Raw genomic sequence first — 24,757 nt, forward strand, 5'->3', positions numbered from 1 at the left:
ACCCAGGAGGACACCCTTATGTCGAGCATCCGCATCACGCGCAAAGTACTGGTCGCCGCGGGCACCGTGCTGGTCCTGACCGGCGCCGCCGCCTGCAGTTCGTCGAGCGACAGCGGCAGTTCGGGGTCGAAGGGAGGGGCCTCCGGCAAGAAGGTCCGGCTGATCACCGGCGTGAAGAGCGACCCCTTCTACATCACCATGACGTGCGCGGCGCAGACCGAGGCCAAGGCCAAGGGCATGGAATTCAGCGCCGACGGCTCCGCCCAGTGGGACGTGTCGGTCCAGCGCCCCCTCATCGACTCGGTGGCGGCGACCAGGCCGGACGGGCTGCTGATCTCGCCGGTCGACACCAGCGCGCTCACCCCCTCGCTCAAGCAGATCCAGTCGTCCGGGACCAAGGTCGCGCTGGTGGACACCACGGTGTCCGACTCGTCGATCGGCATCACCCGTATCTCGTCCGACAACGAGAAGGGCGGCCGGGTGGCGGCCGACGCGCTCGCCAAGCTGATGAACGAGAAGGGCTCGGCCATCGTCATCAGCGTCAAGCCCGGCGTCTCCACCACCGACGCCCGCATCAAGGGCTTCACGGAGGAGATGAAGAAGTACCCGGGCATCAAGATGCTGCCCACCCTCTACGACAACGACCTGCCGGCCACCGCGGCCTCCCAGATCCAGTCGACGCTGGCGGCCCACCCCGACCTGGGCGGTGTCTTCGCGGGCAACACGAACACCGGCCAGGGCATAGCCACCGGTCTCAAGCAGGCGGGCAAGGAGGGCACGGTGAAGGTCGCCGCGTTCGACGCCGAGCCGGACGAGATCGCCTCGCTGAAGGCGGGCACCCTGCAGGTCCTGGTCGCGCAGGACCCGGCGGCGATCGGCAAGGAGGCCGTCGACCAGCTCGCCGCGGCCTTCGAGGGCAAGACGGTCCAGAAGTCGATCGGCACCAACATGGTCGCCATCACCAAGGCGAACATGAACGAGCCCGCGATCAGCAAGTACTTCTACAAGGCGGGGTGTTGAGCACAGTCCCACCGCCGCCGCTGCCGGGTGCCCTCCTGCGTCACGGGTGCCCGGCAGCGGCGTATCAAAAGAGGGATCGAGCCGTATCAAAAAGGGGGATCAGAAAGGGGACTTTGCATGACCATGCGCGAGGGTGCATAATCTTCCCATGTCTAAGGTCCTCACCTCCCTCCCCACCGGCGAGCGCGTCGGCATCGCCTTCTCCGGCGGACTCGACACCTCCGTCGCGGTCGCCTGGATGCGCGACAAGGGTGCCGTCCCCTGCACCTACACCGCCGACATCGGCCAGTACGACGAGCCCGACATCGCCTCGGTGCCCGGTCGCGCGCAGGCCTACGGCGCCGAGATCGCGCGTCTGGTCGACTGCCGTGCGGCGCTGGTCGAGGAGGGCCTGGCCGCGCTGACCTGCGGGGCGTTCCACATCCGCTCCGGCGGGCGGGCCTATTTCAACACCACCCCGCTGGGCCGTGCCGTCACCGGCACGCTGCTGGTCCGGGCGATGCTCGAGGACGACGTCCAGATCTGGGGCGACGGCTCCACCTTCAAGGGCAACGACATCGAGCGGTTCTACCGCTACGGCCTGCTGGCCAACCCGCACCTGCGGATCTACAAGCCCTGGCTGGACGCGGACTTCGTGACCGAACTGGGCGGCCGCAAGGAGATGTCGGAGTGGCTGCTCGCGCACGAGCTGCCGTACCGCGACAGCACGGAGAAGGCGTACTCCACCGACGCCAACATCTGGGGCGCCACCCACGAGGCCAAGACGCTGGAGCACCTGGACACGGGTGTGGAGACGGTCGAGCCGATCATGGGCGTGCGCTTCTGGGACCCGTCGGTCGAGATCGTCACCGAGGACGTGACGATCGGCTTCGACCAGGGCCGCCCGGTGACGATCAACGGCAAGGAGTTCTCCTCCCCCGTAGACCTCGTCATGGAGGCCAACGCGATCGGCGGCCGGCACGGCCTGGGCATGTCCGACCAGATCGAGAACCGGATCATCGAGGCGAAGAGCCGCGGCATCTACGAGGCGCCGGGCATGGCCCTGCTCCACGCGGCCTACGAGCGCCTCGTGAACGCGATCCACAACGAGGACACCGTCGCCCAGTACCACAACGAGGGCCGGCGCCTGGGCCGGCTGATGTACGAGGGCCGCTGGCTGGACCCGCAGGCCCTGATGGTCCGGGAGTCCCTGCAGCGCTGGGTCGGCTCGGCGATCACCGGCGAGGTCACCCTGCGGCTGCGGCGCGGCGAGGACTACTCGCTGCTCGACACCTCGGGCCCGGCGTTCAGCTACCACCCGGACAAGCTGTCCATGGAGCGCACCGAGGACTCGGCCTTCGGCCCGGTCGACCGCATCGGCCAGCTCACCATGCGCAACCTCGACATCGCCGACTCCCGCGCCAAGCTGGAGCAGTACGCCGGCCTCGGCCTCATCGGCACCGGCAACACCGCGATCGGCGCCGCCCAGGCCGCCGCGACCGGCCTCATCGGCAGCATGCCCGAGGGCGGCGCCGAGGCGATCGCCTCCCGCGGCGAGGTCTCCGAGGACGACGCGCTGCTCGACCGCGCGGCGATGGAGTCCGGCACGGACTGATCAACTCACTTTATCCGCAGGGCCGTTGGGCCGGTTCGACGCGTTGGGCGTCGGGCCGGCCCTTCGCCGTTCGGGGCGGGGTGCGCTCGGCGGCAGGAAGGTACCGGTCAGGACCGCCGACCGGTCGCGCCCTCCCCCGCACTCCCCGCGTAGCCTTCCTCCGTGACCACGCACAACACCATCGCCGTGAGCGTCGACGCGATGCTCGACGACCTCCGGACCCTCGTCGAGGTCGAGTCCCCCTCCCGTGACCTGGACGCCCTGCGGAAGTCGGCCGAGACCGTCGCCGCCGTCATCGAGGGGCGGCTCGGCGGGCGGGCCGCGCTCGTCGGGAGTGAGGGCGGGCCGCACGTCCACTGGGCCGGTGGTGGGACGCCTCGCGTGCTGGTCCTCGGTCACCACGACACCGTGTTCCCGCTCGGCACTCTCGCGCGGCGCCCCTTCCTGGTCGAGGACGGGCGGGCGACCGGACCCGGGGTCTTCGACATGCTCGGCGGTCTGGTGCAGGCGGTCCACGGGCTGGCCGCGCTGGAGGACCGTTCCGGCGTCGAGATCCTGGTGACCGCCGACGAAGAGGTCGGTTCCCGCTCCTCCCGGGCGCTCATCGAGGAACGTGCCCTCGCCTGCGGTGCCGTGCTGGTGGTCGAAGGGGCCGCCGACGGCGGGGGCGTGAAGACCGGCCGTAAAGGATGCGGCACGTTCGAGGTGTCCGTCGCGGGCCGGGCCTCGCACGCGGGGCTCGAGCCCGCGGCCGGGGTCAACGCGCTGGTCGAGGCGGCCCACCAGGTGCTCGACATCGCGGCGTTGGCGCGGCCGGAGGTCGGTACGACGGTCACGCCGACCGTCGCGTCCGCCGGAACGCTGGACAACGTCGTCCCCGCGCAGGCGACCGTCGTCGTGGATGTACGGGTCGAGTCGGCCGAGGAGAAGGAACGGATCGAGGCCGCGTTCGCCGCCCTCGCTCCGCATATCGACAGGGCCGTGATCACCGTAGAGGGAAGTATCGGTCGGCCGCCCATGCCCGAGTCGGCCGCGGCCGAACTGTTCGCTGTGGCGCAGGAGTTGCTGCCCGGGCTCGAAGGCCGGGCGGTCGGCGGCGGGAGCGACGGGAACTTCACGGCCGCACTGGGGGTGCCGACGCTCGACGGACTGGGCGCGGTCGGCGGCGGGGCGCACGCGGACCACGAGTATCTGCTCGTCGCGTCGATGGCCGAGCGGGCGCGTCTCGTCGCCGGGCTGGTGGACGCGATCCGGAGCGCCTGACCCCGGGTTTGCCGGGTCCGTCCGGGCGGCATCAACAGGCCGTCGAAGAGCCATACTTGACCATGCGGGGGATCGTCCCGTGATGGCCTGATACGGGAGCGGCATTCAGTGAGCAGTGTCAGCACAGTTGCGGGGAAGGTCGAAGTACGGCTCCGGTGGGATCCGAGTCCCTGGGGGCAGCAGCCGCGCCATCTGGACATCGTCGCGGCGACCTACTCCGCCGAGGCCCCGCACGGACGCCCGGTGTACGTCGTCAACTCCGAGAGCCGCTCGCCGGACGGCACGATCAACATGAGCCGGCACAGCGAGAGCGGCCAGGGGTACGGCTACATGGAGGTGATGGTCCTCGAACTCGACCGTCTCGCCTCGTCGTTCGGCCGGGTGGTCGTAGGCGTGGCGATCCACCAGAACGGCGGGACCAGGACCTTCGGCGATCTGTCGCACGCCAGGACGCTGGTCGTGGAGGGGTACAAGGAGCTGCTGTCGGACGACTTCGCGGGGGTGGCCGGGTCCACCGCGGCGACGGTCGCCGAGTTCACCAAGGACGCCTCCGGAGCCTGGGAGTTCCGTGCGATGGTGCGCGGGTTCGACAGCGAACCGGCGGGGTTCAGCGCGGAGATGGGCAGCGTGTCTCGGCCCTGACCGGCTGCTCCGCCTTGAACTGCGGAAGCAGCGCCGTGACCGTCGGCCGCCGGTGGCGCACCTCGTGGACCACGCCCAGGACGACGGCGGTGGCCACCGCGACCAGGTGCTCGCGGCCCGCCAGATTGGGTTTCACGATCGACTCCCACACCATCGATCCGCCGGTGAGGAAGAACACGACAGGCGCGCGCCGGACGACGGCGAGATACGTGAACAGTCCTACGACCGCCGCGGACGGCCCGGTGTCGAGGACGTGCCCGATCTCGGGCCGCAGCCCGATGCCCCCGCAGCCGGGCCCGAGCAGAAGCATCACGCGCACCGTGAGGGTGCCGGCCAGGGTGGTCACGTAGGCGACGACGAGCGTGCGGGCCCGGCCGAGGGCCAGCTCGGCCAGCGCGAAGGCGAGGAACAGCTGGGTGATGCCGGCCCAGACAGGCAGGTCGAGGGCGGGGACGTACAGCGATATCGGGGTGCGCACCAGGGCGAGCCACAGCGGCAGGTCGCCCTGGACGCCGCCGATGTCCCGCACGATCTCGGCGCCGGTCGGGTGCTGTGCGAGCGCGTGGAAGAAGATGACGCCGAAGGCGGCGACGAACGCCAGGGACACCCCCATCAGTCCGCGCCGCAGCAGCTGTCGTACCGGATCGACGACGATGCCCTGCCATTCACCCCGCAGTGTGCGCCAGATGAACAACGGTCCCCAACTCCCCCACCATCGGCCAAACATACGGATCGGAATCTAGCCCCCTGTGCGCTTTCTGTGCGTCCCGGGTCGGCCTGAGCTGTTGTCGCAGCTCGCGGACGGTACGGGTGGGGCTGATATTGAAGAGTGGGATGCTTTCCCGACGGTTGTTCGACGACTGAAGGAAGCGGAGGGCCGGTGCGCACCTCGAGAGATCCGGCCGGTTCCACCGTGGTAGACGCCGGACAGCGCTCCACGCCTCCGCTCAGCTGGGCCGTGGTCGTGTTCTGGCTCGTCGTCGTCACGCTGGTGGTGGCGCTGACCGGAATCGTGCTGGGCCGGGACACCCGGCCCGCCCCCTTCCTGGTGGTGCTGCCCGCGCTGCTCGCGGGGCGCGGCACCGTGCGGCAGACGACCGTCGCCTCCGTGTGGGTGACGCTCGTCATCGTCGGCTCCCTCGTCGACACCCCGCTGGGCACGGCGGGCGCCGACGCGGCCGTCATCGCCTTCACCCTGGTGTTCAACGGCCTCAGCGTGGCCCGGGCGGCGCAGCGGATCCGCTGGGAGGGCGAGATCGCCCGCCTGCGGTCGGCGGCGGCCGCGCTGCAACGCCAGATCCTGCGCCCGTTCCCCCTGATGACCGACCAGCTCCTGGTCCACGGCCTCTACCAGCCCGTGGAGGAGGACAGCCGGGTCGGCGGCGACGTCTACGAGGTGGTCTCCTCGCCGTACGGCAGCCGCGTCTTCATCGCCGACGTGCAGGGCAAGGGCCTCCAGGCGATCAGCGCCGCGTTCGCCGTGCTCAGCGCCTTCCGCGAGGCGGCCGTGGCCGAGCCCACGCTCACCGCCGTGGTCGACGCCCTGGAGGAGGCGGTGCTACGGCACAACTCCTTCGCGGCGCAGACCGGCGAGCGGGAGCGGTTCGTGACGGCGATCGTCCTGGGCATCGACGGCGAGCAGGAGGTCCAGGCGATCAACTGCGGTCATGTGGCGCCGCTGCTGCTGCACAAGGAGCGGGCCGAGCCGGTGCTCCGGCAGGAGCCCTGTGTGCCGCTGGGCCTCGACGCGCTGGCCCCCGATCCTCGTACCGTCGAGTGGTTCGCCTTCCCGTCGGACGGCACGCTTCTGCTCTGCACGGACGGGGTGACCGAGGCGCGCGATCCGTCCGGCGCGTTCTATCCCCTGGAGGAGCGGGCGGCTACCTGGGGCGATGTCCTCCCGAAGGATGTTCCGGCCACTGTCTACGGCGATCTGCGGCGCCACACGGCGGGCACGCCCCGGGACGACACCGCGCTGCTGGTGCTGCGCAGGCGGGGCGACGCGGGCCTTCTCTGACTGGGCGGTACGGTCACTGTCGGCCGCCCTGGCGGGGGTCGCCCGCGGTGAGGTGTTCGAGGACCTCGGCCAGTTCCTGGCAGGCCTTCTCCACCGAGAGTCGGGTGTTGCGCTGCTCGGTGATGACCGAGGACAGCAGCAGGGCGGTGAGGGCCATCGTGCCGTTGAAGGCCTGGAGTTTCACCATGACCTCGACGTGGTTCAGCTCGGCGAACGGCCCCGTCTCCTGGGTCGCCGCGATGGTGGCCATGACGGAGGCGAAGAGGGCGCACAGCATGCTGCCCGCGAAGCGGAAGCGCAGGGCCGCCCAGATCAGCAGCGGATAGATCAGGAACAGCAGGCTGATGCGGTTGTGGGTGACGAGGGGGACGATCACGCCGATGGTGGCCGCGAGCAGCAGGGCCTCCTTCCAGCGGTGCAGGTCCAGGGGCAGGCGCACGGTACGCAGCATGAGCAGGAGCGGGGTGACGATCAGCACACCCATCGCGTCGCCCACCCACCAGCCGAGCCAGACCGGCCAGAAGGAGTGCGCGGCCAGCTTGTCGGTGACGACCAGCATTCCGGCCCCGCAGGTCGCGCTGATCAGCATCGCGGACAGGGCACCGAGGAACACCAGCGCGAGGCCGTCGCGCAGCCGGCCCATGTCGGTTCGGAAACCCACCCACCGCAGCATGAGATAGGCAACGGCGGGCGCCACGGTGTTGCCCGCCAGGACGACGAGCGCGGTCGGCTGGAGCGAGGTGATCGACATGATCACGAGGAGCACGCCGAGGGCGATGCCGGGCAGCACCCGCGGCCCGAAGATCAGCAGGCAGGCGACCGCGACGCCGGTGGGCGGCCAGATGGGCGTGAACACGGCCCCCTCGACGACCAGCTCCCGCAGCAGGCCGAGCCGCCCCGCCGCGAAGTAGCCGCCGGCGACGGCCAGCGTCAGGAGGGCGTACCCGGCCGGTCGCCGCAGATCCTCGAAACCCACCACAGCAGCCATCAGACACTGACCGGGCCGTGTCGGCGAGGCGAGCGGAACGGCGCCGGGCCCACACGCGAGGGAATCACCACGTGACCGGAATGTGTGAGCGCGGCACGGCGCGGGCGGCCGCAAGACCATCAAGGGGTCCCGACATCCCGACATCCCGACATCCCGGCGGAGCGGCGGAGCGGCGGAGCGGCGGAGCGGCGGAGCGGCGGAGCGGCGGAGCGGCGGAGCGGCGGAGCGGCGGAGCGGCGGAGCGGCGGAGCGGCGGAGCGGCGGCCGGGACGTACCCCGCCGGACCAGGTCTACGCCCCGACGTCGGGCGCGTCATGGCCCACGACCAGTACCGCCGCGTCGTCCTCGTGCCCCACGCGCTCCGCTCCCTTGATCACGGCGGCCGCGAGTGAGCCCGCCTCCATGCCCGCCACGGCGGCGACACCGGCGAGGCGCATCACCTGGTCGAGGCCTTCGTCGACGCTCATCGAGGGGCCCTCCACGACGCCGTCGGTGACCAGGACGAAGACTCCGCCGGTGGTGAGCCGGTGCTCGGTGACCGGATACCGCTGTCCGGCGACGATGCCGAGGGGCGGTCCGCCCTCGTCGTCGGTGATGCCGGAGCGGCCGTCGGCGGTGGCCCAGACGGAGGGTATGTGTCCGGCCCGCGCGCTCTCCAGTACTCCGGTGATCGGGTCAAGGCGCATGAACGTGCAGGTCGCGAAGAGCTCGGTGCCGAGGGACAGCAGCAGGTCGTTCGTCAGGGAGAGGAGTTCGCCGGGCTCGCTGGTCACGGAGGCCAGCGCCCGCAGGCCGACCCTCACCTGGCCCATGAACGCGGCCGCCTCGATGTTGTGGCCCTGGACGTCACCGATGGACAGGCCGATGCGCCCGTCGGGCATCGTGAAGGCGTCGTACCAGTCGCCGCCCACGTTGAGGCCGTGGTTGGCGGGCGAGTACTTGACCGCGAGGTGGAACCGGGGAGTGATGGGCATGTCGCCGGGCAGCATGCCGCGCTGCAGGGCGACGGCCAGTTCGAGCAGGGAGCGCTGGAGCTCCGCCCGCTCGCGCGCCTGGGCGGTCAGCGTCCCGAGTCTGGCCAGCAGTTCGTCGCCATCGTCCATGGGGTGCTTGCGGGACATTGACCACTCCAAGGGGGTTGATACCGCTATAAGCATAAAGAACGGATTTTCTTCCCTCGGAAACGCGTACAAACAGGATGTGCGGGGGGGGCGGTACGACAACGGCCCGGCCACCGCCGAAGCGGGGCCGGGCCGACCGGTCGTACGCGCCGGATCAGCCCTGGCGGGCCTTGAAGCGCGGGTCCTTCTTGTTGATCACGAACGTCACGCCACGACGCCGTACCACCTGCGCGCCGGGCTTGGCCTTCAGCGAGCGCAAGGAATTGCGGACCTTCATGACTGCCTCCCATAGCGGCGCTCGAAGCGCTCCACACGGCCCGCGGTGTCCACGACGCGCGTGTTGCCGGTGTAGAACGGGTGGCTGGCCGACGAGATCTCGACGTCGATCAGCGGGTAGGTGTTCCCGTCCGCCCACTCGATCGTGCGCGCCGACTGCGCGGTCGAGGTGGTCAGGAACGCGGTGTCCGCCGCACGGTCGCGGAAGACGACCGGCCGGGACACGGGGTGGATGCCAGACCTCATGGTGCTTCCTTCCTCAGGCCGTCCGTCGCGGGACGGCCGCTCTGCTGTGTTCGTGGGACTGCCGCTCGGCGTGCTTCGTGGGACCGCCGCTCGGCTCGCTTCGTGAGACTGCCGCCGAGCTCGGCTCAACGCTCCTCGCGGAAGTCGACGTGCTCCCCCGCCACCGGGTCGTACTTGCGCAGGACCAGCCGGTCGGGGTCGTTGCGACGGCTCTTGCGCGTCACGTAGGTGACGCCGGTTCCGGCCGTCGACTTCAGGGTGACGACGGGACGGTTCGTGGTGCGTGCCATGAGGACCTCCTTCCGCCCACATCCCGGGAGATTGTCCCGAGCATGTCAGCTACATGCGTCTCAACACCGGCACCCCACGGTCCATTCCCGGCCCTGTCCGCCGGCCTAGGCGGTGTCCCGGCGGCCCGGCGGGAACTCGTTGCCGTCGATGTCGGAGACCGTCGCGAACCAGGACTCGGCCCAGACCGTGAGGCAGTCGGGCTGGTGACTCACGTCGAACGGGTGGCCGCTCCACGTCCCGTACGACGTGACGTACACCGCCTCCCCGGGCTCCAGCCAGTAGTCCTGGCCGAACGGCTCCAGCCACAGCTGCAACTGCCGCTCGCCGTCGTTCTGCACCAGGATCGGCACCGGGTTCCCCAGCTGCCGGATCCCCTCGAAACTGAAGTCTCCGGCCCCGGGCATGTTCGTCCGCAGCGGGCCGACGAAACGTTCGATGTGCGCCCGCCGCCCCGCATCCTGTCCGTCCACGTGATCAGTATGGCGGCGCCGCACGGCCGGAATGACGCCGGGCGCCCACGGGCGGGACGGCCTACGCCGCCACCACCGCCGCCCGCTCACGAGCCGCCCGTACGGCCTGTGAGAGCCCCTCGATGTCGTACGCGCCATGGTGCCTACGGCCGTTCACGAAGAAGGTCGGGGTGCCCGCGACCCCGCTGAGGTCGGCCGACTCGACGTCCTCGGCGACATGGCCCGCCCCCTCGTGGGCCCGCATGTCGCGTTCGAAACGGGCGATGTCCAGGCCGATCTGTTCGGCGTAGGCGCGCAGGTCCTTGAAGCGCAGGGCGCCCTGGTGGCTGAGGAGCAGGTCGTGCATCTCCCAGTAGCCGCCCTGCAGTGCGGCGGCCTCCGCGGCCTCGGCGGCCAGCTGGGCGTGCTCGTGGACGTCGGTGAGCGGGAGATGCCGCCACACGTACCGCACCTCGTCCCCGAAGGAACCGAGCAGTTCGCGGACGACCGGCTCGGCCTGCCCGCAGAAGGGGCATTCGTAGTCGCCGTACTCCACGACGGTCACCGGGGCGTGCCGCGGTCCGCGCAGGTGGTCGCGGTCGGGGTCGACGGGGACCGACAGGTCGACGATGGTCTCGGCCCGGCCGAACAGCACCCTGGGCCGGATCTGCGGCGGCAGCAGTCCGATCACCCCCGTGACCAGCCGGCCGACCAGGAAGGAGCAGATGACGGCGCTGAGGATGCCCGTCTTCGCGTCCTCCAGGGTGGTCCCGTCGAAGGCGAGGGTCGCGATCAGCAGGGACACGGTGAAGCCGACTCCGGCCAGCGTGCCGCCCGCGGTCACCGCGCCCCAGCCGACCGGCGGCCGGATGCGGCCCCGGGACAGGGCGCTGGTCAGCGCCGTCGAGGAGACGATGCCGAGCGGCTTGCCGACGACGTACCCGATGAGGATGCCCAGCGCGACGGGTGAGGTGAAGGCCCTGGCAAGCTGCTCCCCGCTGATCTGGAGACCGGCGTTGGCCAGCGCGAACAGCGGGACCACCGCGTAGCTGGCCCACGGGTGGTAGATGCGCTGGAGGCGGTCGTTCGGGGAGATCGACGCCGCGATCCCGGCCCGTACGTCGCGCTCCAGCTCGGGTGTGGGCTGCTCGCGGAACAGCCGGAACAGGCCGGTGGCGCGCTCCAGGTCGTCGCGCCCCGCCGGATAGGCGTAGGTGATCAGCCCCATGGCGAGTCCGATCACGACGGGGTCCACGCCCGACTTGAGCAGCGCGACCCAGGCGACCAGCCCGAGCAGCGCGTACAGCGGGCCCCGGCGCACCCGGAACCGCCGGAGCAGTATCACGACGGCGAACATGCCCACGGCGACCAGGAGCGCCGGTACGGCGATGTGGTCGCTGTAGAAGACGGCGATCACCACGAGCGCCAGGAAGTCGTCGACGACGGTGATCGTGAGGAGGAACACGCGCAGCCCGGGCGGCATGTGGCGGCCCACGACGGCGAGCATGCCCAGCGCGAACGCCGTGTCGGTGGACATCACCGCGCCCCAGCCGTTCGCCGTCCCGTGCCCGCTGTTGATCGCCAGATAGATCGCGATCGGTACAAGCATGCCGCTGGCGCCCGCGACCATCGGCAGCGCCAGCCTCCTGCGTTCGCGCAGCTCGCCCATGTCGAACTCGCGGCGCGCCTCCAGGCCGACGACGAGGAAGAACAGGGTCATCAGCCCGCTGTTGACCCACTCGCGCAGATCGAGGGAGACCCCGTGCGAGCCGAGCCGCACGGAGAGGTGGGTCTCCCAGAACGTCTCGTACGCCGACGGCGTGACGTTGGCCCAGACGAGCGCGACGAGCGCCGCCGCCACCAGCACGGCGGCGCTGCCGGTCTCGGTCCGCAGAAAGTCGCGCAGCGGGGTGCGGGCCTCGTCGCCACACGTCGTCTGCCCCGTGTAGTCGGTCGTTTCGAAGGACATACGGGGTTCACTTCCGTCGTGCGTCATGGCTCACGTGACGCCCCAACACCGCCTGCCACACCATTCATTCCTACGGCAGCCGGTACCACGGCCTCCGGGTCAGCCGCCCAGCGCCGCCCCGACCACGGCCTTCGCCTCCTCCTGCACCTGGCCGAGGTGGTCGGGGCCGAGGAAGGACTCGGCGTAGATCTTGTAGACATCCTCGGTGCCGGAGGGCCGTGCCGCGAACCAGGCGTTGGCGGTCGTCACCTTGATGCCGCCGAGGGCCGCGCCGTTGCCCGGTGCCTCGGTGAGGACGCCGGTGACGGGCTCGCCGGCCAGGGTGTCGGCGGTGACCTGCGCGGGCGAGAGCTTGGCGAGGAGCGCCTTCTCCTCGCGGGACGCCGGGGCGTCGATCCGGGCGTAGGCGGGCGAGCCGAACCGGTCCGTGAGTCCCTTGTAGTGCTCGGACGGCGTCTTCCCGGTGACCGCCGTGATCTCGCTGGCGAGCAGCGCCAGGATGATGCCGTCCTTGTCGGTGGTCCACACGGAGCCGTCCCGGCGCAGGAAGGAGGCACCGGCCGACTCCTCGCCGCCGAAGCCGAGCGAGCCGTCGACCAGTCCGTCCACGAACCACTTGAAGCCGACGGGCACCTCGACGAGCCGGCGCCCGAGGTCGGCGGCGACGCGGTCGATCATCGAGGAGGACACCAGCGTCTTGCCGACGCCCGCGTCGGTGGGCCACTGCTCGCGGTGTGCGTAGAGGTAGGCGATGGCGGCGGCCAGGTAGTGGTTGGGGTTCATCAGGCCAGCGTCCGGGGTGACGATCCCGTGCCTGTCGGAGTCGGCGTCGTTGCCGGTGGCGATGTCGAACCGGTCGCGCTGGGCGATCAGCGAGGCCATCGCGTACGGCGACGAGCAGTCCATGCGGATCTTGCCGTCCCAGTCCAGCGTCATGAACCGCCAGGTCGGGTCCGTGAGCGGATTGACCACGGTCAGGTCGAGCCGGTGCACCTCGGCGATGCGCCCCCAGTAGGCGACGGACGCCCCGCCCAGCGGGTCGGCGCCGATCCGCACCCCGGCCGTACGGATCGCGTCCAGGTCGAGGACGCTCGGCAGGTCGGCGACGTACGCACCGAGGAAGTCGTAGCGGCCCGTGCCAGGCGCGGCGAGCGCGCGGGTGTACGGGATGCGGCGTACGTCCTTCAGGCCGCCGGCGATGATGTCGTTGGCGCGGTCCTGGATCCAGGAGGTGGCCTCGGAGCCGGCCGGGCCGCCGTTCGGCGGGTTGTACTTGAAGCCGCCGTCGCCGGGCGGGTTGTGGGACGGGGTGACCACCACGCCGTCCGCCAGGCCCGAGGTGCGGCCGCGGTTGTGGGCGAGGATCGCGTGGGACACCGCCGGGGTGGGCGTGTAGCCGTCCGCGCTGTCGATCAGGACCGTGACCTCGTTGGCGGCGAACACCTCCAGGGCGGTGACCTTCGCGGGCTCGGACAGCGCGTGGGTGTCGGCCCCGATGAAGAGGGGGCCGTCGGTGCCCTGGTCCGCGCGGTACTCGCAGATGGCCTGGCTGGTGGCCGCGATGTGGTCCTCGTTGAACGCGGTCGCCAGGGACGAGCCCCGGTGCCCGGAGGTGCCGAACGCGACGCGCTGCCCCGGCTCGGCGGGGTCCGGGTGCAGCGCGTAGTACGCGGTGACCAGACGGGCTACGTCGACGAGATCCTCTGCGCGGGCCTGTTCGCCCGCTCGCTCGTGTGGCATGGTGGCCCGCTCCTCCGTATCGACCGACTTCGCGTACGGCCCCATCTTTCCTCGTCAGGGGCGCGTTTAGCGAGTACACCCCCTCCGCCTGTGGAAAACCCCGGCCGCCGCTGTCCGTCAGTACCGGTGGCGCCGGTCCAGCTGCTTCAGCACCGCGCCCGCCATGGCCGCCTCGCCCTTCGCGTTGGGGTGCGCCGGAGCCGCCGGGGAGGCGGGCTGCAGCGGCTCTATCCAGCGGTCGGCGGGCGCCTTGCACATGTCGTGGCCGACGGTCGGGCCGTAAGTGTCCACGTACTCCGCGCCGTTGAGGGCGGCCACCACACGGAGCATCAGGTTGAGGCGCTTGCCGGTGTCCCGCAGATAGGGGAAGTCCTTGGCGGCGAACGGCACGGAGGGGTAGCAGCCGCTGCCGTCGTCGGGCAGGAGGTCCGGGTAGCCGACGACGACCACGCGCGCGTGGGGTGCCTGCTTGTGCACCGCACGGAGGACCTTGGTGACCTTCGGCGCGGTGTTGAGGACGGCCAGCGCCAACTGGTCGACGCCGGAGGAGGTGTAGTAGCGCTGGCACGGGTTGCCGGTCAGGTCCGTGGCGCTGAGCTTGGCGCAGGTGCCGATGATGGTGCTGAACCCGATGTCGTTGCCGCCGATCTGCAAGGTCACCAGGTCCGTGTTCCGCTGCACGGCGTCGAGTTGGGGTCCGTTCGTGCCCTGCGCCTTCCACATCTCCGCGGTCGTCGCGCCGCTGCAGCTCACGTCCTTGAGCACGGTCCCTCTGCGGTCCGCCGCCACGAGCGAGGGGTAATTGTGGTCGGAGCGGGCGCAGTTGGCGTCCACCTGGGTCGGTATGTACGGGCCCGACGTGTAGGAGTCGCCGAGCGCCACGTACTGAGTCGAACGACCGTGGCCGTGGCCCGAGTTGTGCGCGGCCGCCGGTGCTGCGGACGCGACGACGAGGGCGCAGCCGCTGACCGCCGCGGCGACCGCCACGGCCCTGCCACGATGATGCGCCGTCGTGTCCGGACGCGTCTCACGCTTCATGAGGTTCCTCCCCAGGTACGAGACGGTGCGACGGGGCGGGCCCGCTGCGGTCGTCTCTCGTTCAACTGGCCTTGTATACCGGGCGGTAGGTACCTGGGGCCAGAGGTCTGGAGGGATGAGTTCGCTGCCCGAAGTGTCACGACGTCCGCCGAAACAGTTCGGCCGGTTTGGTGGCCGGTTCCCGTCCCCGCGCACGCGGACCACGTCCTGCGGGTATCCCTACCCCAGGCGTCAACGCGCTTGGGGGTGGGGGGAGTTGGCTCTGTTGCCGCAGAGGCTGCGGAGGCACGAGAAGCGCGCGTCGTGGCGCTCGCGAAGGCGCGAGGCGATCCGTGCCCTGCGCGCCCAGGGACGCTACGGCCCCGGACTGCGCGAGGTGCTGCCCGCGCTCGTCGTGGTCGCCCTCGTCGTGTGCGGGATCGTGGCCGGGCTCGCCGAGGCGTACCGCGTCCTCGGCACCGGCGCGCTCGTCGGTGGTCTGGCCCTGCTCGCCGTGATCACGGCGGCCGTGGTCCGGCACAACCGGCCGCTGGCCCGTCGCCGCCTTGGCTACTACACGCCCGAGGAGATCGCCGACCTGGATGTGGAGGGGCTCGCCCTGGCCGTCTCCCGGATGCTGCGCCGGGACGGCTGGCGGGCGCTCGCCCGGCCCGACGCGCAGGGCCAGCCTCGTGTCCGTGCGCGCGACCGGCTCGGCCGCCGTCTGGAGGTGGCCTTCCGGCCGGTCGCCGAGCCGCTGCCCGGCGAGGAGACACCGACGCGACCGGCACGCGCGGTCGGCTCCGGACCGCACCTGCGTCTCGTCGTCCACCGGGGCACCTTCAGCCGACGTGACGTGCAGTGGGCGCGCCGGCAGGGCGGAGTCCAGCTCATCGACGGCTCACGCCTGCGGCGTTGGGCCCACGGCACTCCCCTGCACCGGCTGCCCGAGGTCCCCTGACCCGACTCCTGACACGCGGGACGAGCCGCGGGCACGGGGCCCACGGCTCGTTCACGGTACAGCTCGTCAGTCGGTGGTCTCGCAGTGGTTGCCCAGTGCGGGGTTCAGCAGACCGATGACGTCGATGGAGTTGCCGCACAGGTTGAGGTCGAGATCGATCGGCACCTGCACGACGTTTCCGGAGAGCACGCCCGGGCTGTCGCTGGCGGTACCGACGGGGTCGGGGTCCGCGCTCGCCGTGCCGGCACACAGCAGCAACGCCGCACCCGCCAGACCCACCGCGGCCGTCAGACGCTTCCTCATGAAGAACTCCTGTCACTCGGAGGGGCATGTCCCTCCACGCTGGGGGTGCTCCAGGGGGTCACGACACTCTTCGGCCGCCGAACGGGTGGTGGCCGCCCGCTCAGGCCTCCAGACCGGCCGCGATCGTCGCCCCCAGCTCCCAGCACGCCTCGACGCCGCCCCTGTCCGGCTCGCCGGTCAGCGTCACCGGGTCGGCGACGCGCCGCCAGCCCAGCCCGGTAGTGATCGCCTCGATGCCGCGCACGGCTCCGGTCACGTCGTTCCCGCCGTGCACGTAGTAGCCGAAGGGCCGGCCCCGGGTCTCGTCCAGGCACGGGTAGTAGATCTGGTCGAAGAAATGCTTGAGCGCCCCGGACATGTAACCGAGGTTCGCGGGCGTCCCCAGGAGATATCCGTCGGCTTCCAACACGTCCGACACGGTCGCGGCCAGGGCGGCCCGCCGTACGACCCGCACGTCCTCGATCTCCGGTGTCTTCGCTCCGGAGACGACGGCCTCGAACATCGCCTGGCAGTTGGGCGACGGGGTGTGATGCACGATCAGCAAGGTGGGCACGGGCCGAACCTACCCGTCACCGCACCACCCTGGTCACGGTGCCCTTGGTGTTGGCCTCCACAAAGCCACCGGCGCCGTAGTCGTCGCTCAGATAGATCGCCATGCCCTCCAACGTGCCGTCGTAGGTGTTCGGCACTCGCAGCAACAGGTACTGGCTCGTCGGCTTCGCGACCTTCAGCTCCTTCTTCGCGGTCTTCAACAACGCTGGAACCGCGTCCCAGTTGAAGTCGTCCAGGTTCACCGGCTGGTCGCCTTCCGTCAGCAGGGCCCTGTTGCCGTCCGGGTCGAACCCGGTGCCGGAGCGGTAGGTGTAGCTCTGGTACTTGGTCTGGCTGCCTTTCACCATCACGTCCGCGATGACATACCCCGGGTAGACGGAGAAGTCGGCGAAACGATCACTGCCCGTCTTCTCCTTGAAGGCCTTGATCGCTGTGCGAATACCGGCCGGCGTGAGCATGTCCTGCGTCTTCACGGCTGCGCTGCTCTGAGTCGCCGACACGGTGGGCGTGCTCTGCTGCTGCGTCTGGCCGGCGGCCCCCAGGGACGACGTATTCGTGTCGTTCTTCTCGTTCCCGCCCGGCAGCACCTTCCAGGCGAGCGTCCCCACCAGCAGTACGCCTACGACGCTGGAGGCGACCGCGACGCCTCGGGACCGTTTCGCCGCCGGGCGTCGCCGACTTCCCGTCGCCGACATGCCGTCGGTGGGCGGCAGTGACGGAGGCATCGGCGGTGCGAGCCGGTACGAGGTGGTCTCGGGGCGCCGGTCCTCGGGCTGTGCCGCGGCGGCGTCGAGCATCCGGCCGACGGTCCAGGCGTCCGGCCGCGCCTCGGGATCGCGGACCAGGACGCAGGACAGCACCGGCGTCAGCGATCCGGCCCGTACCGGTGGCGGCACGTCCTCCTGGAGTACGGCCGCCAGCGTGGCCAGGGTCGTACCGCGCTGGAGCGGGTGGTGGCCCTCGACGGCGACGTAGAGCATCATCGCGAGCGACCACAGGTCGGCGGCGGGGCCGCCGCTCTGGCCGGAGACCCGTTCCGGGGCCATGTAGTCGGGGGTGCCGATGATCGAACCGGTGGCGGTGAGGGCGGTGGCGTCGCGGATCGCGGCGATGCCGAAGTCGGTGAGGACGGGGCGGCCGTCGGTGCGCAGCAGGACGTTGGCGGGTTTCACGTCGCGGTGCTGGACGCCCGCCGCGTGCGCCGCGTCGAGGGCGTCGAGCACTCCGCGGCCGAGTTGGGCGGCCTCGGCGGGGGACATGGGTCCGCGGGCCAACCTGTCGGCGAGTGAGCCGCCTTGGACGAGTTCCATGACGAGCCACGGGTAGGTGCCCACGCCCTCGTCGACGATGTGATGGATCGTCACCACGTTCGGGTGCTCGACCCTGGCCAGGGCGCGTGCCTCGCGCAGGACCCGCTGGCGCAGCATCTCCGCAGCGGCGGGGTCGTACTCGGCGAGGTCGATGTCCGGCGGCCGGACCTCCTTGACCGCGACATAGCGGTGCAGCAGCAGGTCCTGGGCGCGCCACACCGTTCCCATGCCACCGCCGCCGAGCCGGGACTCCAGCTCGAAGCGGCCGTCCACGACCCGTCTGCCGGGCTCCCCCTCGTTCATGCGGAGGAGCTTATGTGACGAACGTGCACGCCTGTGACGCGAGTTCGGAGGATGAGAAACGTCCGGGCCGACCCGCGAGGGCCGACCCGGACGTCAGGTGGTGCGGACTGCTCAGATCAGGTCGAAGCGGTCCAGGTTGGAGACCTTGACCCACGCGTCGACGAAGTCCGTCACGAACTTCGCCTTCGCGTCGTCGCTCGCGTAGACCTCGGCGAGCGCGCGGAGCTCGGAGTTCGAGCCGAAGACCAGGTCGGCACGAGTGCCGGTCCACTTGACCGCGCCGGAGGCGTCACGGGCCTCGAAGGTCTGCTGGTCCGAGGAGGTAGACGTCCACGTGGTGCCCAGGTCGAGCAGGTTCACGAAGAAGTCGTTGGTCAGCGTGCCGACCTTGTCCGTGAGGACACCGTGCGTGGACTGGCCCTGGTTGGCGCCCAGGACGCGCAGGCCGCCGATGAGGACGGTCAGCTCGGGGGCGCTCAGCGTGAGCAGGTTCGCGCGGTCGAGCAGCAGGTACTCGGCGGGAAGGCGGTTGCCCTTGCCGAGGTAGTTGCGGAAACCGTCGACGGTCGGCTCGAGCGCGGCGAACGACTCGACGTCCGTGTGCTCCTCGGTCGCGTCGACACGGCCCGGCGTGAAGGGGACCTCCACGTCGACGCCGCCGTCCTTGGCGGCCTTCTCGACCGCGGCGGCACCGCCGAGGACGATCAGGTCGGCCAGGGAGACCTTCTTGGCGCCGGAGTTGAACTCCGCCTGGATGCCTTCGAGGACCCTCAGCACAGACGCGAGCTGGTCGGGGTCGTTGGCCTCCCAGCCGCGCTGCGGCTCGAGGCGGATACGGGCGCCGTTGGCACCGCCGCGCTTGTCGCTGCCCCGGAAGGTGGAGGCGGACGCCCAGGCGGTGGACACGAGCTGCGAGACGGTCAGGTCCGAGGCGAGGATCTTCGCCTTGAGGGCCGTGACGTCGGCGGCGTCGATGGTCTCGCCCTCGGCCTGCGGCAGCGGGTCCTGCCACAGCAGGGTCTCCGCGGGGACCTCCGGGCCGAGGTACAGGGACTTCGGGCCCAGGTCACGGTGGGTCAGCTTGAACCACGCGCGGGAGAAGGCGTCGGCGAACTGCGCCGGGTTCTCGTGGAAGCGCTTCGAGATCTCGCCGTAGATCGGGTCGAAGCGCAGCGAGAGGTCGGTGGTGAGCATCGTGGGGAGCTTCTTGGCGTCGCTGTGGGCGTCGGGGATGATCGCCTCGGCGTCCTTGGCCACCCACTGGTTGGCGCCGGCGGGGCTCTGGGTCAGCTCCCACTCGTAGCCGAAGAGGATGTCGAAGAAGTCGTTGCTCCACTGGGTGGGCTTGGTGGTCCAGGTCACCTCGAGGCCGGAGGTGATCGCGTCGCCGCCCTTGCCGGTGCCGTAGGTGGACTTCCAGCCCAGGCCCTGCTGCTCCAGCGGGGAGGCCTCGGGGTCGTCGCCGACCGACTCGGCCGGGCCGGCGCCGTGGGTCTTGCCGAAGGTGTGGCCACCGGCGATGAGGGCGACGGTCTCCTCGTCGTTCATCGCCATCCGGCGGAAGGTCTCACGGATGTCGCGGGCCGCGGCCAGCGGGTCCGGGTTGCCGTTCGGGCCCTCGGGGTTGACGTAGATGAGGCCCATCTGGACGGCGCCGAGCGGGTTCTCCAGCTCGCGGTCGCCGGTGTAGCGCTGGTCGTCGAGCCAGGTGGTCTCGGGACCCCAGTACACGTCCTCGTCGGCCTCCCAGACGTCGGCACGGCCGCCGGCGAAGCCGAAGGTCTCGAAGCCCATCGTCTCCAGCGCCACGTTGCCCGTGAGGATCAGGAGGTCGGCCCAGGAGATGGACTGGCCGTACTTCTTCTTCACCGGCCACAGCAGACGGCGGGCCTTGTCGAGGTTGCCGTTGTCCGGCCAGCTGTTCAACGGCGCGAAGCGCTGCTGGCCGCGGCCGCCACCGCCGCGGCCGTCGCTGATGCGGTAGGTGCCGGCGCTGTGCCAGGCCATGCGGATCATCAGCGGGCCGTAGTTGCCGAAGTCCGCCGGCCACCAGTCCTGCGAGGTGGTCAGCACCTCGGCGATGTCCTGTTTGACGGCCGCGAGGTCGAGGGCACCGAACGCCTCGGCGTAGTCGAAGTCCGCGCCGAGCGGGTTCGCGACGACCGGGTCCTTGGCGAGGATCTTCAGGTTGAGCCGCTCCGGCCACCACTGACGGTTGCCACCGCCCTGGGTCGGGTGCGGGGCGCGTCCGTGCGCGACGGGGCAGCCCCCGGCATCCTCCGACTTCGCGTCCGTGACGATTGCGTCGTGGTTCTCAGACATGGGAATCCTTCCGAAACGGGGTGGAACTCGTGGCTCAGGAACTGGGGACTGCGGTACAGGCGGGGCACAGACCCCAGTAGATGACCTCGGCCTCGTCGATCGAGAAGCCTTGGTCGTCGGCGGCGGTCAGACAGGGTGCCTCGCCGACCGCGCAGTCGACATCGGCGACGACACCGCACGACCTGCACATGAGGTGGTGGTGGTTGTCGCCGACGCGTCCTTCGAAGCGGGCGGGACTGCCTGCCGGTTCGATACGGCGTATGAGTCCGGCCGAGGTCAGCGCGTGGAGGGCGTCGTACACGGCCTGGAGCGATATGTGTCCTACGCGGTCACGGACCCCGGACGCGACCGCCTCGACATCGAGGTGGTCGCCGTGCCGGACGGTCTCGAGCAGCGCGACGCGGGCTGCCGTCACCCGCAGGCCGGCACCGCGCAGCTCCTCGGCGGTGGTCGGTGGCTGGGATGCGGTCATGGCGCTCAACCTACAGCCATAAACACGAGTGATTCAAGAAAACAAATGGTTCAAGTTTGATGTCTTGCCGGGGTGGGCGGTGTGGAGCGGTCCCAGGTGGTGGCGGTCACCCCACGTTCGCGCAGAACGGCCTTGCGCACCTTGCCGGTCTCGGTGAGCGGAAGCTCACGCACGGTGTCGATGTACCGGGGCACCGCGAACGGCGGCAGCTCGTCCGCACAGTGCCGTACGAGGTCCAGCGGGTCCAGCACCTGACCCGGCCCGGTTACGACCGCGACCATCACCTCGTCCTCGGCCAGCTCCGAGGGCACGGGGAAGGCCGCCGCGTCCGCGACCGCCGGGTGCGAGCGAACAGCTGCCTCCACCTCGTGCGAGGAGATGTTCTCCCCACGCCGCCGGATCACGTCCTTGATCCGGTCGACGAACCGGAACCACCCGTCGGACTCACGGATCACCCGGTCACCGGTACGCCGCCATGCGGTGGGACCGGGCACCGACTCCCCCAAGTACCCGGTACAGAAGCCGAATTTGTGTGCGCTACGGACCACCAGCTCACCGGCGACGCCGTCCGCCACGGGATCGAGCAGGTCGTCGACCACGTGCGCGGCGAACCCGTCGCGCACGGTACCGAGATAACCGGGCCGCTGATCCTCGGGCGCAGCCCCGATGACGAGGTTCGTCTCCGTCGACCCGAACCCGTCGACCAACGTGACCCCGAACCGCTCGCGGAACGGCTCCCACGCGGAGCCGGGCGTGGCAGGGGAAAGCGCGCGCCAGGCCCGATGCGCACGGTCGACGGCACTCGGCGGCTGGGCCAGCAGCATCGGCACCATCGCGCCCAGCAGATAGACGGTGGTCGCCCCGGCCTCCGCCACCCGCTCCCAGTAGCGCGTCGCGGAGAACCGCTCACCGATCACACAGCTCGCGCCCACGGCCATGGCGTGCGCCAGGGTGTTCAACGCGTTGGTGTGGAAGAGCGGCAGGCACGTGTACAGCACGTCGTCGGCGGTGAGTTGAAGTGAATCGGAGACGTTGCGGCCCCACCAGACGGTCTGGGCGTGCGGACAGCGCACACCCCGCGCCGCGCCCGTGGTCCCCGAGGTGAACAGGACGAAGGCGGTGTCGTCCGGGCGCACTTGGGCCGACGGCAGGGCGGGGGCCAGGCCCGGCGCAGGTACGCCGTCCCCGCCGACGACCCACAACTCCCCCTGAAACCCAGCCGCTACGACCCGTTCCGCCAACTCCTGCTCCACCAGCAGGAATTGTGGTTCCGCCGCCCGCAGCACCTGCCGAAGTCCCCCGCCCCGCAGACCGGTGTTGAGCGGGATCAGCACCGCTCCCAGCCAGGCGCAGCCGAGGATGAGGTCGACGACCTCGATCCGGTTGTCGGCCATGACGGCGATGCGGTCGCCCGGCCGACACCCCTGCTCGGCGAGCGCTCCGGCCATCGTGGCGGCGGCCGTTCGGGTCTCCGCGTACGTCCGTGTCACGTCCCCCACCCGCAGGAAGGGCCGTTCGCCGAACTCCCCGGCCGCCGCGTCGAGGAGGCCGGGGATGGTGTCGGTCACCGCAGGACTCCGGCCTCCCGGAGTCGCTGGACGCACTCCGTCGAGAACCCCGCTGCTTCGCTCAGTACGGCATCGGTGTCGGCGCCGAGTACGGGCGCGGCCGCGCGGATCCCGCCGGGTGTGCGGGTCAGGCGGATCGGGACGCCCTCGTGGAGGAAGGCGCCGGCGACGGGGTGTTCCTTGCGTACGTAGAAGCCGCGGGCCCTCAACTGCGGGTCGTGCTCGACGAGTTCACGGCCGTCCTGTACGGCTCCGGCCGGGATGCCGCGCGCTTGGAGGGCCTCGGCGGCAACATCGGCAGGGAACGTGCGGGTCCACTCCCCCAGCGCGGCGTCCACAAGCGCTGCCGAGCGGCGTCGTGCTTGCGCCGTCGACGTCCGTTCATCCGTGGCGAGTTCGGGGCGGCCGATCACCTCGCACAGCGCCGCCCACTCGGTGTCGTCGCGCACGCTGACGGCCAGCCAGCGGTCGGTGCCGAGGCAGCGGTAGACGCCCTGCGGGCTCCAGCTCGGGTGGGTGTTGCCGCTCGGTGTCACTGCTGGTCCGCCGAGGAGGCTGGTGCCCATGTGGGCTGCTGTCGCTTCCAGTTGGGACAGGTCGATGTGCTGCCCGCGTCCGGTGACGGCGCGGTGCTCCAGCGCGGCGACCGTGGCGAGGGCGGCCTGGAGGCCCGCGACGATGTCGCCGTGCCCGTAGATCACGCCGACCACGTCGTCCGGGCCCCAGCCGGTCAGTCCGGTCAGTCCCGCGCTCGCCGAGACCGTGTCGGCGTACGACACCCAGCCGTTGCGCGGGCCGGTGTGCCCCATGCCCGACATGCTGACGTACACGAGGTCCGGGTTGATCCGGGTCAACTCCTCGTAGCCCAGGCCGAGTTTCTTCATGACCGTGGAGCTGAAGTTCTCCACGAGGACGTCGGACCGGGCGATGAGTTCACGGAGGACCGCGACGCCTTCGTCGGTCCGGGTGTCGAGCGCGATGCTGCGTTTGTTGCGGTTGACCTCGTTGAAGTAGCCGTTGGTGTTCGGGTCCGTGTGAGGGCCGCGGGAGAGGTGCATGAAGGGGGCGAAGCGGGTGGGGTCGGGGCGGCGTGCGGACTCGACCTTGATGACTTCGGCGCCGTGGTCGGCCAGGACCTTGGTGCAGTACGGGCCGGCGAGGACCCAGGTCAGGTCCAGAACGCGGATGCCGTGCAGGGCGGGATACGCGGGTTGCGCGGGGGCCCGCTCGGCCGAGGTCGCGCGCGTGGGGCGGGGTTCGGCCTCTTCGGCATCGAGGAGGACTTGGTCAGCGCCCAGCGCGGGGACCTCCAACTCCCGTACCCGGTGGCCTTCCGGGAACGCGAAGGGGAAACCCAGGTCGGTCCGCTCGCCCTCCGGTGTCCGTACCCGGGTGAAGAAGTCGCGGGCCGCGAGCTGTGGGTTGTCGGGGAGTTCGTGGGGCAGGTCGACGGCGGCCCAGGGCAGTTTCCTCGCCTGGGCCCGTTCCGCGAACTCGGCCTTCGGCCAGGTGCCCACGAAGTCCTGGACGACCTTGAACACATGCTCCTGGTGCTTCTTGCGCTCGACCGGGTCCTGCCAGCGCGGTTCCGTGAGGTCGGCCGCCGCGTTCTCCTCGCGCAACCAGTCGAGCAGCGCGTCCCACATGCGCGGGCTGCCGCCGAGCCCACCGCCCAGGTAGCCGTCGGCGGACCTGAACAGGCCGTGCGGGACGAGGGGATGGACGCTGCCGGGGCGCGGCGGAACCCGGTCCTCGTGCAGATAGGCGAGGGTTCCGGCCTCCAGCGCGGCCGCCACGCACGCCTGCGCGGAGACGTCGACGAGTTGTCCCGGGCCGGTGCGCCGGGCGCGGAGGCCCAGCAGGGCGGCGATGGCCGCGTTGACGCCGGCGAGGTGTTCGGCCTGCTGCTCCGGCAGCCGTAGCGGCGGGCCGTCGGGGTCGCCGACCTGGGCGAGCATCCCGCCCAGCGCGGCCACGACGAGGTCGGTGCCCTGCCAGTCGGTGCGGGGGCCGAGCAGGCCGAAGGGGGTGACGCGGACGTGCACGAGGTCGTCGAGGCCCGCCACGATCTCCTCGGCGCCGCCCGGACTCCCGTCGAGCAGCACGTCGGCGGTGGCGAGGAGACCGCGCAGCTCTTCGGGCGAGGCGGGCACGACCGACCGCTTCCCCGCGTGCCAGTGGACGAACGCGTCGCCGCCGAGTTCGCGTCGGGTCGCGTCGCCTTCCGGCGGTTCGACGAGCACGACCTCGTACCCGAGCCCGACCAGCAGACGGCCGGCGAACCGGGTGAAGGGACTGGACAGTTCGACGACCCTCACGGCGGACCCGCTCAT

General features: G+C 70.8%; 23 protein-coding genes. 6 read left to right on the top strand and 17 right to left on the bottom strand.

Annotation, left to right across the window (positions count from 1 at the left end):
- Positions 1 to 18: 18 nt before the first annotated feature.
- The 4 genes from OG504_RS05295 to OG504_RS05310 all read left to right on the top strand — a co-directional run bounded on the left by OG504_RS05295 (position 19) and on the right by OG504_RS05310 (position 4,519).
- On the top strand, positions 19 to 1,020 hold the full coding sequence (locus OG504_RS05295; RefSeq protein ID WP_405988641.1) for an ABC transporter substrate-binding protein: 1,002 nt from the start codon (positions 19 to 21) through the stop codon (positions 1,018 to 1,020).
- A 148-nt stretch (positions 1,021 to 1,168) separates the two neighbouring features.
- Positions 1,169 to 2,614, top strand: coding sequence for an argininosuccinate synthase (argG, locus tag OG504_RS05300; RefSeq protein ID WP_033280510.1), 1,446 nt, complete (start codon positions 1,169 to 1,171; stop codon positions 2,612 to 2,614).
- 201 nt (positions 2,615 to 2,815) lie between these two features.
- On the top strand, positions 2,816 to 3,877 hold the full coding sequence (locus OG504_RS05305) for a M20 family metallopeptidase (protein WP_405996259.1): 1,062 nt from the start codon (positions 2,816 to 2,818) through the stop codon (positions 3,875 to 3,877).
- Positions 3,878 to 3,985: 108 nt separating this feature from the next.
- The gene (locus OG504_RS05310) at positions 3,986 to 4,519 is read left to right on the top strand and encodes a TerD family protein (protein ID WP_405988642.1); all 534 of its coding nucleotides are present in this window, start codon (positions 3,986 to 3,988) and stop codon (positions 4,517 to 4,519) included.
- Here the strand turns inward: OG504_RS05310 and OG504_RS05315 are convergent.
- Positions 4,485 to 5,246, bottom strand: coding sequence for a hypothetical protein (locus OG504_RS05315; RefSeq protein WP_405988643.1), 762 nt, complete (start codon positions 5,244 to 5,246; stop codon positions 4,485 to 4,487). The two genes, OG504_RS05310 and OG504_RS05315, sit on opposite strands and share 35 nt — an antisense overlap.
- A 153-nt stretch (positions 5,247 to 5,399) precedes the next feature.
- Here OG504_RS05315 and OG504_RS05320 point away from each other — a divergent pair, with 153 nt between their 5' ends.
- On the top strand, positions 5,400 to 6,536 hold the full coding sequence (locus tag OG504_RS05320) for a PP2C family protein-serine/threonine phosphatase (protein WP_405988644.1): 1,137 nt from the start codon (positions 5,400 to 5,402) through the stop codon (positions 6,534 to 6,536).
- A gap of 13 nt (positions 6,537 to 6,549) precedes the next feature.
- Here the strand turns inward: OG504_RS05320 and OG504_RS05325 are convergent, their stop codons facing one another.
- From OG504_RS05325 to OG504_RS05365, 9 genes are all read right to left on the bottom strand, one after another.
- Positions 6,550 to 7,524, bottom strand: coding sequence for an MASE1 domain-containing protein (locus OG504_RS05325; RefSeq protein ID WP_405988645.1), 975 nt, complete (start codon positions 7,522 to 7,524; stop codon positions 6,550 to 6,552).
- Between the two features lie 290 nt (positions 7,525 to 7,814).
- Positions 7,815 to 8,645: a PP2C family protein-serine/threonine phosphatase gene (locus tag OG504_RS05330; protein ID WP_405988646.1), complete on the bottom strand. Its 831-nt coding sequence runs from the start codon at positions 8,643 to 8,645 to the stop codon at positions 7,815 to 7,817.
- A gap of 154 nt (positions 8,646 to 8,799) precedes the next feature.
- A complete protein-coding gene (gene ykgO / locus OG504_RS05335; protein ID WP_014669332.1) occupies positions 8,800 to 8,922 on the bottom strand; it encodes a type B 50S ribosomal protein L36 in 123 nt (40 codons plus the stop codon).
- Positions 8,919 to 9,167: a type B 50S ribosomal protein L31 gene (locus OG504_RS05340; RefSeq protein ID WP_317883668.1), complete on the bottom strand. Its 249-nt coding sequence runs from the start codon at positions 9,165 to 9,167 to the stop codon at positions 8,919 to 8,921. The genes ykgO and OG504_RS05340 overlap by 4 nt, the downstream gene beginning before the upstream one ends.
- Positions 9,168 to 9,292: 125 nt before the next feature.
- Positions 9,293 to 9,457, bottom strand: coding sequence for a 50S ribosomal protein L33 (gene rpmG, locus OG504_RS05345; RefSeq protein WP_200690819.1), 165 nt, complete (start codon positions 9,455 to 9,457; stop codon positions 9,293 to 9,295).
- A gap of 105 nt (positions 9,458 to 9,562) precedes the next feature.
- Entirely contained in the window at positions 9,563 to 9,928 is a 366-nt protein-coding gene (locus OG504_RS05350) for a hypothetical protein (protein ID WP_405988647.1), read from the bottom strand.
- 61 nt (positions 9,929 to 9,989) lie between these two features.
- Positions 9,990 to 11,876, bottom strand: coding sequence for a Na+/H+ antiporter NhaA (nhaA, locus tag OG504_RS05355; protein WP_405988648.1), 1,887 nt, complete (start codon positions 11,874 to 11,876; stop codon positions 9,990 to 9,992).
- Positions 11,877 to 11,975: 99 nt separating this feature from the next.
- Positions 11,976 to 13,616: a phosphoglucomutase (alpha-D-glucose-1,6-bisphosphate-dependent) gene (gene pgm / locus OG504_RS05360; protein ID WP_405988649.1), complete on the bottom strand. Its 1,641-nt coding sequence runs from the start codon at positions 13,614 to 13,616 to the stop codon at positions 11,976 to 11,978.
- Between the two features lie 117 nt (positions 13,617 to 13,733).
- On the bottom strand, positions 13,734 to 14,654 hold the full coding sequence (locus OG504_RS05365; RefSeq protein ID WP_390164233.1) for an SGNH/GDSL hydrolase family protein: 921 nt from the start codon (positions 14,652 to 14,654) through the stop codon (positions 13,734 to 13,736).
- Between the two features lie 265 nt (positions 14,655 to 14,919).
- On the opposite strand from OG504_RS05365, the gene OG504_RS05370 reads away from it, so the two are divergent.
- Complete coding sequence (locus OG504_RS05370) at positions 14,920 to 15,594, top strand: hypothetical protein (RefSeq protein ID WP_405988650.1); 675 nt, start codon at positions 14,920 to 14,922, stop codon at positions 15,592 to 15,594.
- Positions 15,595 to 15,660: 66 nt separating this feature from the next.
- Here OG504_RS05370 and OG504_RS05375 read toward each other — a convergent pair whose 3' ends face one another.
- The 7 genes from OG504_RS05375 to OG504_RS05405 all read right to left on the bottom strand — a co-directional run bounded on the left by OG504_RS05375 (position 15,661) and on the right by OG504_RS05405 (position 24,757).
- Complete coding sequence (locus tag OG504_RS05375) at positions 15,661 to 15,897, bottom strand: chaplin (protein ID WP_318020890.1); 237 nt, start codon at positions 15,895 to 15,897, stop codon at positions 15,661 to 15,663.
- 100 nt (positions 15,898 to 15,997) lie between these two features.
- A complete protein-coding gene (locus tag OG504_RS05380; RefSeq protein WP_405988651.1) occupies positions 15,998 to 16,450 on the bottom strand; it encodes a flavodoxin family protein in 453 nt (150 codons plus the stop codon).
- A gap of 16 nt (positions 16,451 to 16,466) precedes the next feature.
- Positions 16,467 to 18,062, bottom strand: a complete 1,596-nt coding sequence (locus OG504_RS05385; RefSeq protein ID WP_405988652.1) for a serine/threonine-protein kinase — start codon at positions 18,060 to 18,062, stop codon at positions 16,467 to 16,469.
- Positions 18,063 to 18,173: 111 nt separating this feature from the next.
- A complete protein-coding gene (gene katG / locus OG504_RS05390; RefSeq protein WP_405988653.1) occupies positions 18,174 to 20,384 on the bottom strand; it encodes a catalase/peroxidase HPI in 2,211 nt (736 codons plus the stop codon).
- A gap of 34 nt (positions 20,385 to 20,418) precedes the next feature.
- Positions 20,419 to 20,856 carry a Fur family transcriptional regulator gene (locus OG504_RS05395; RefSeq protein WP_033280496.1) on the bottom strand — a complete coding sequence of 146 codons (438 nt, stop codon included), beginning with the start codon at positions 20,854 to 20,856 and terminating at the stop codon, positions 20,419 to 20,421.
- 50 nt (positions 20,857 to 20,906) lie between these two features.
- Complete coding sequence (locus OG504_RS05400) at positions 20,907 to 22,424, bottom strand: AMP-binding protein (protein ID WP_405988654.1); 1,518 nt, start codon at positions 22,422 to 22,424, stop codon at positions 20,907 to 20,909.
- Positions 22,421 to 24,757, bottom strand: a complete 2,337-nt coding sequence (locus tag OG504_RS05405; RefSeq protein WP_405988655.1) for a CoA transferase — start codon at positions 24,755 to 24,757, stop codon at positions 22,421 to 22,423. Before OG504_RS05405 ends, OG504_RS05400 begins: the two co-directional genes overlap by 4 nt.

The organism is Streptomyces sp. NBC_00986 (assembly GCF_045162565.1).
Classification (GTDB): domain Bacteria; phylum Actinomycetota; class Actinomycetes; order Streptomycetales; family Streptomycetaceae; genus Streptomyces.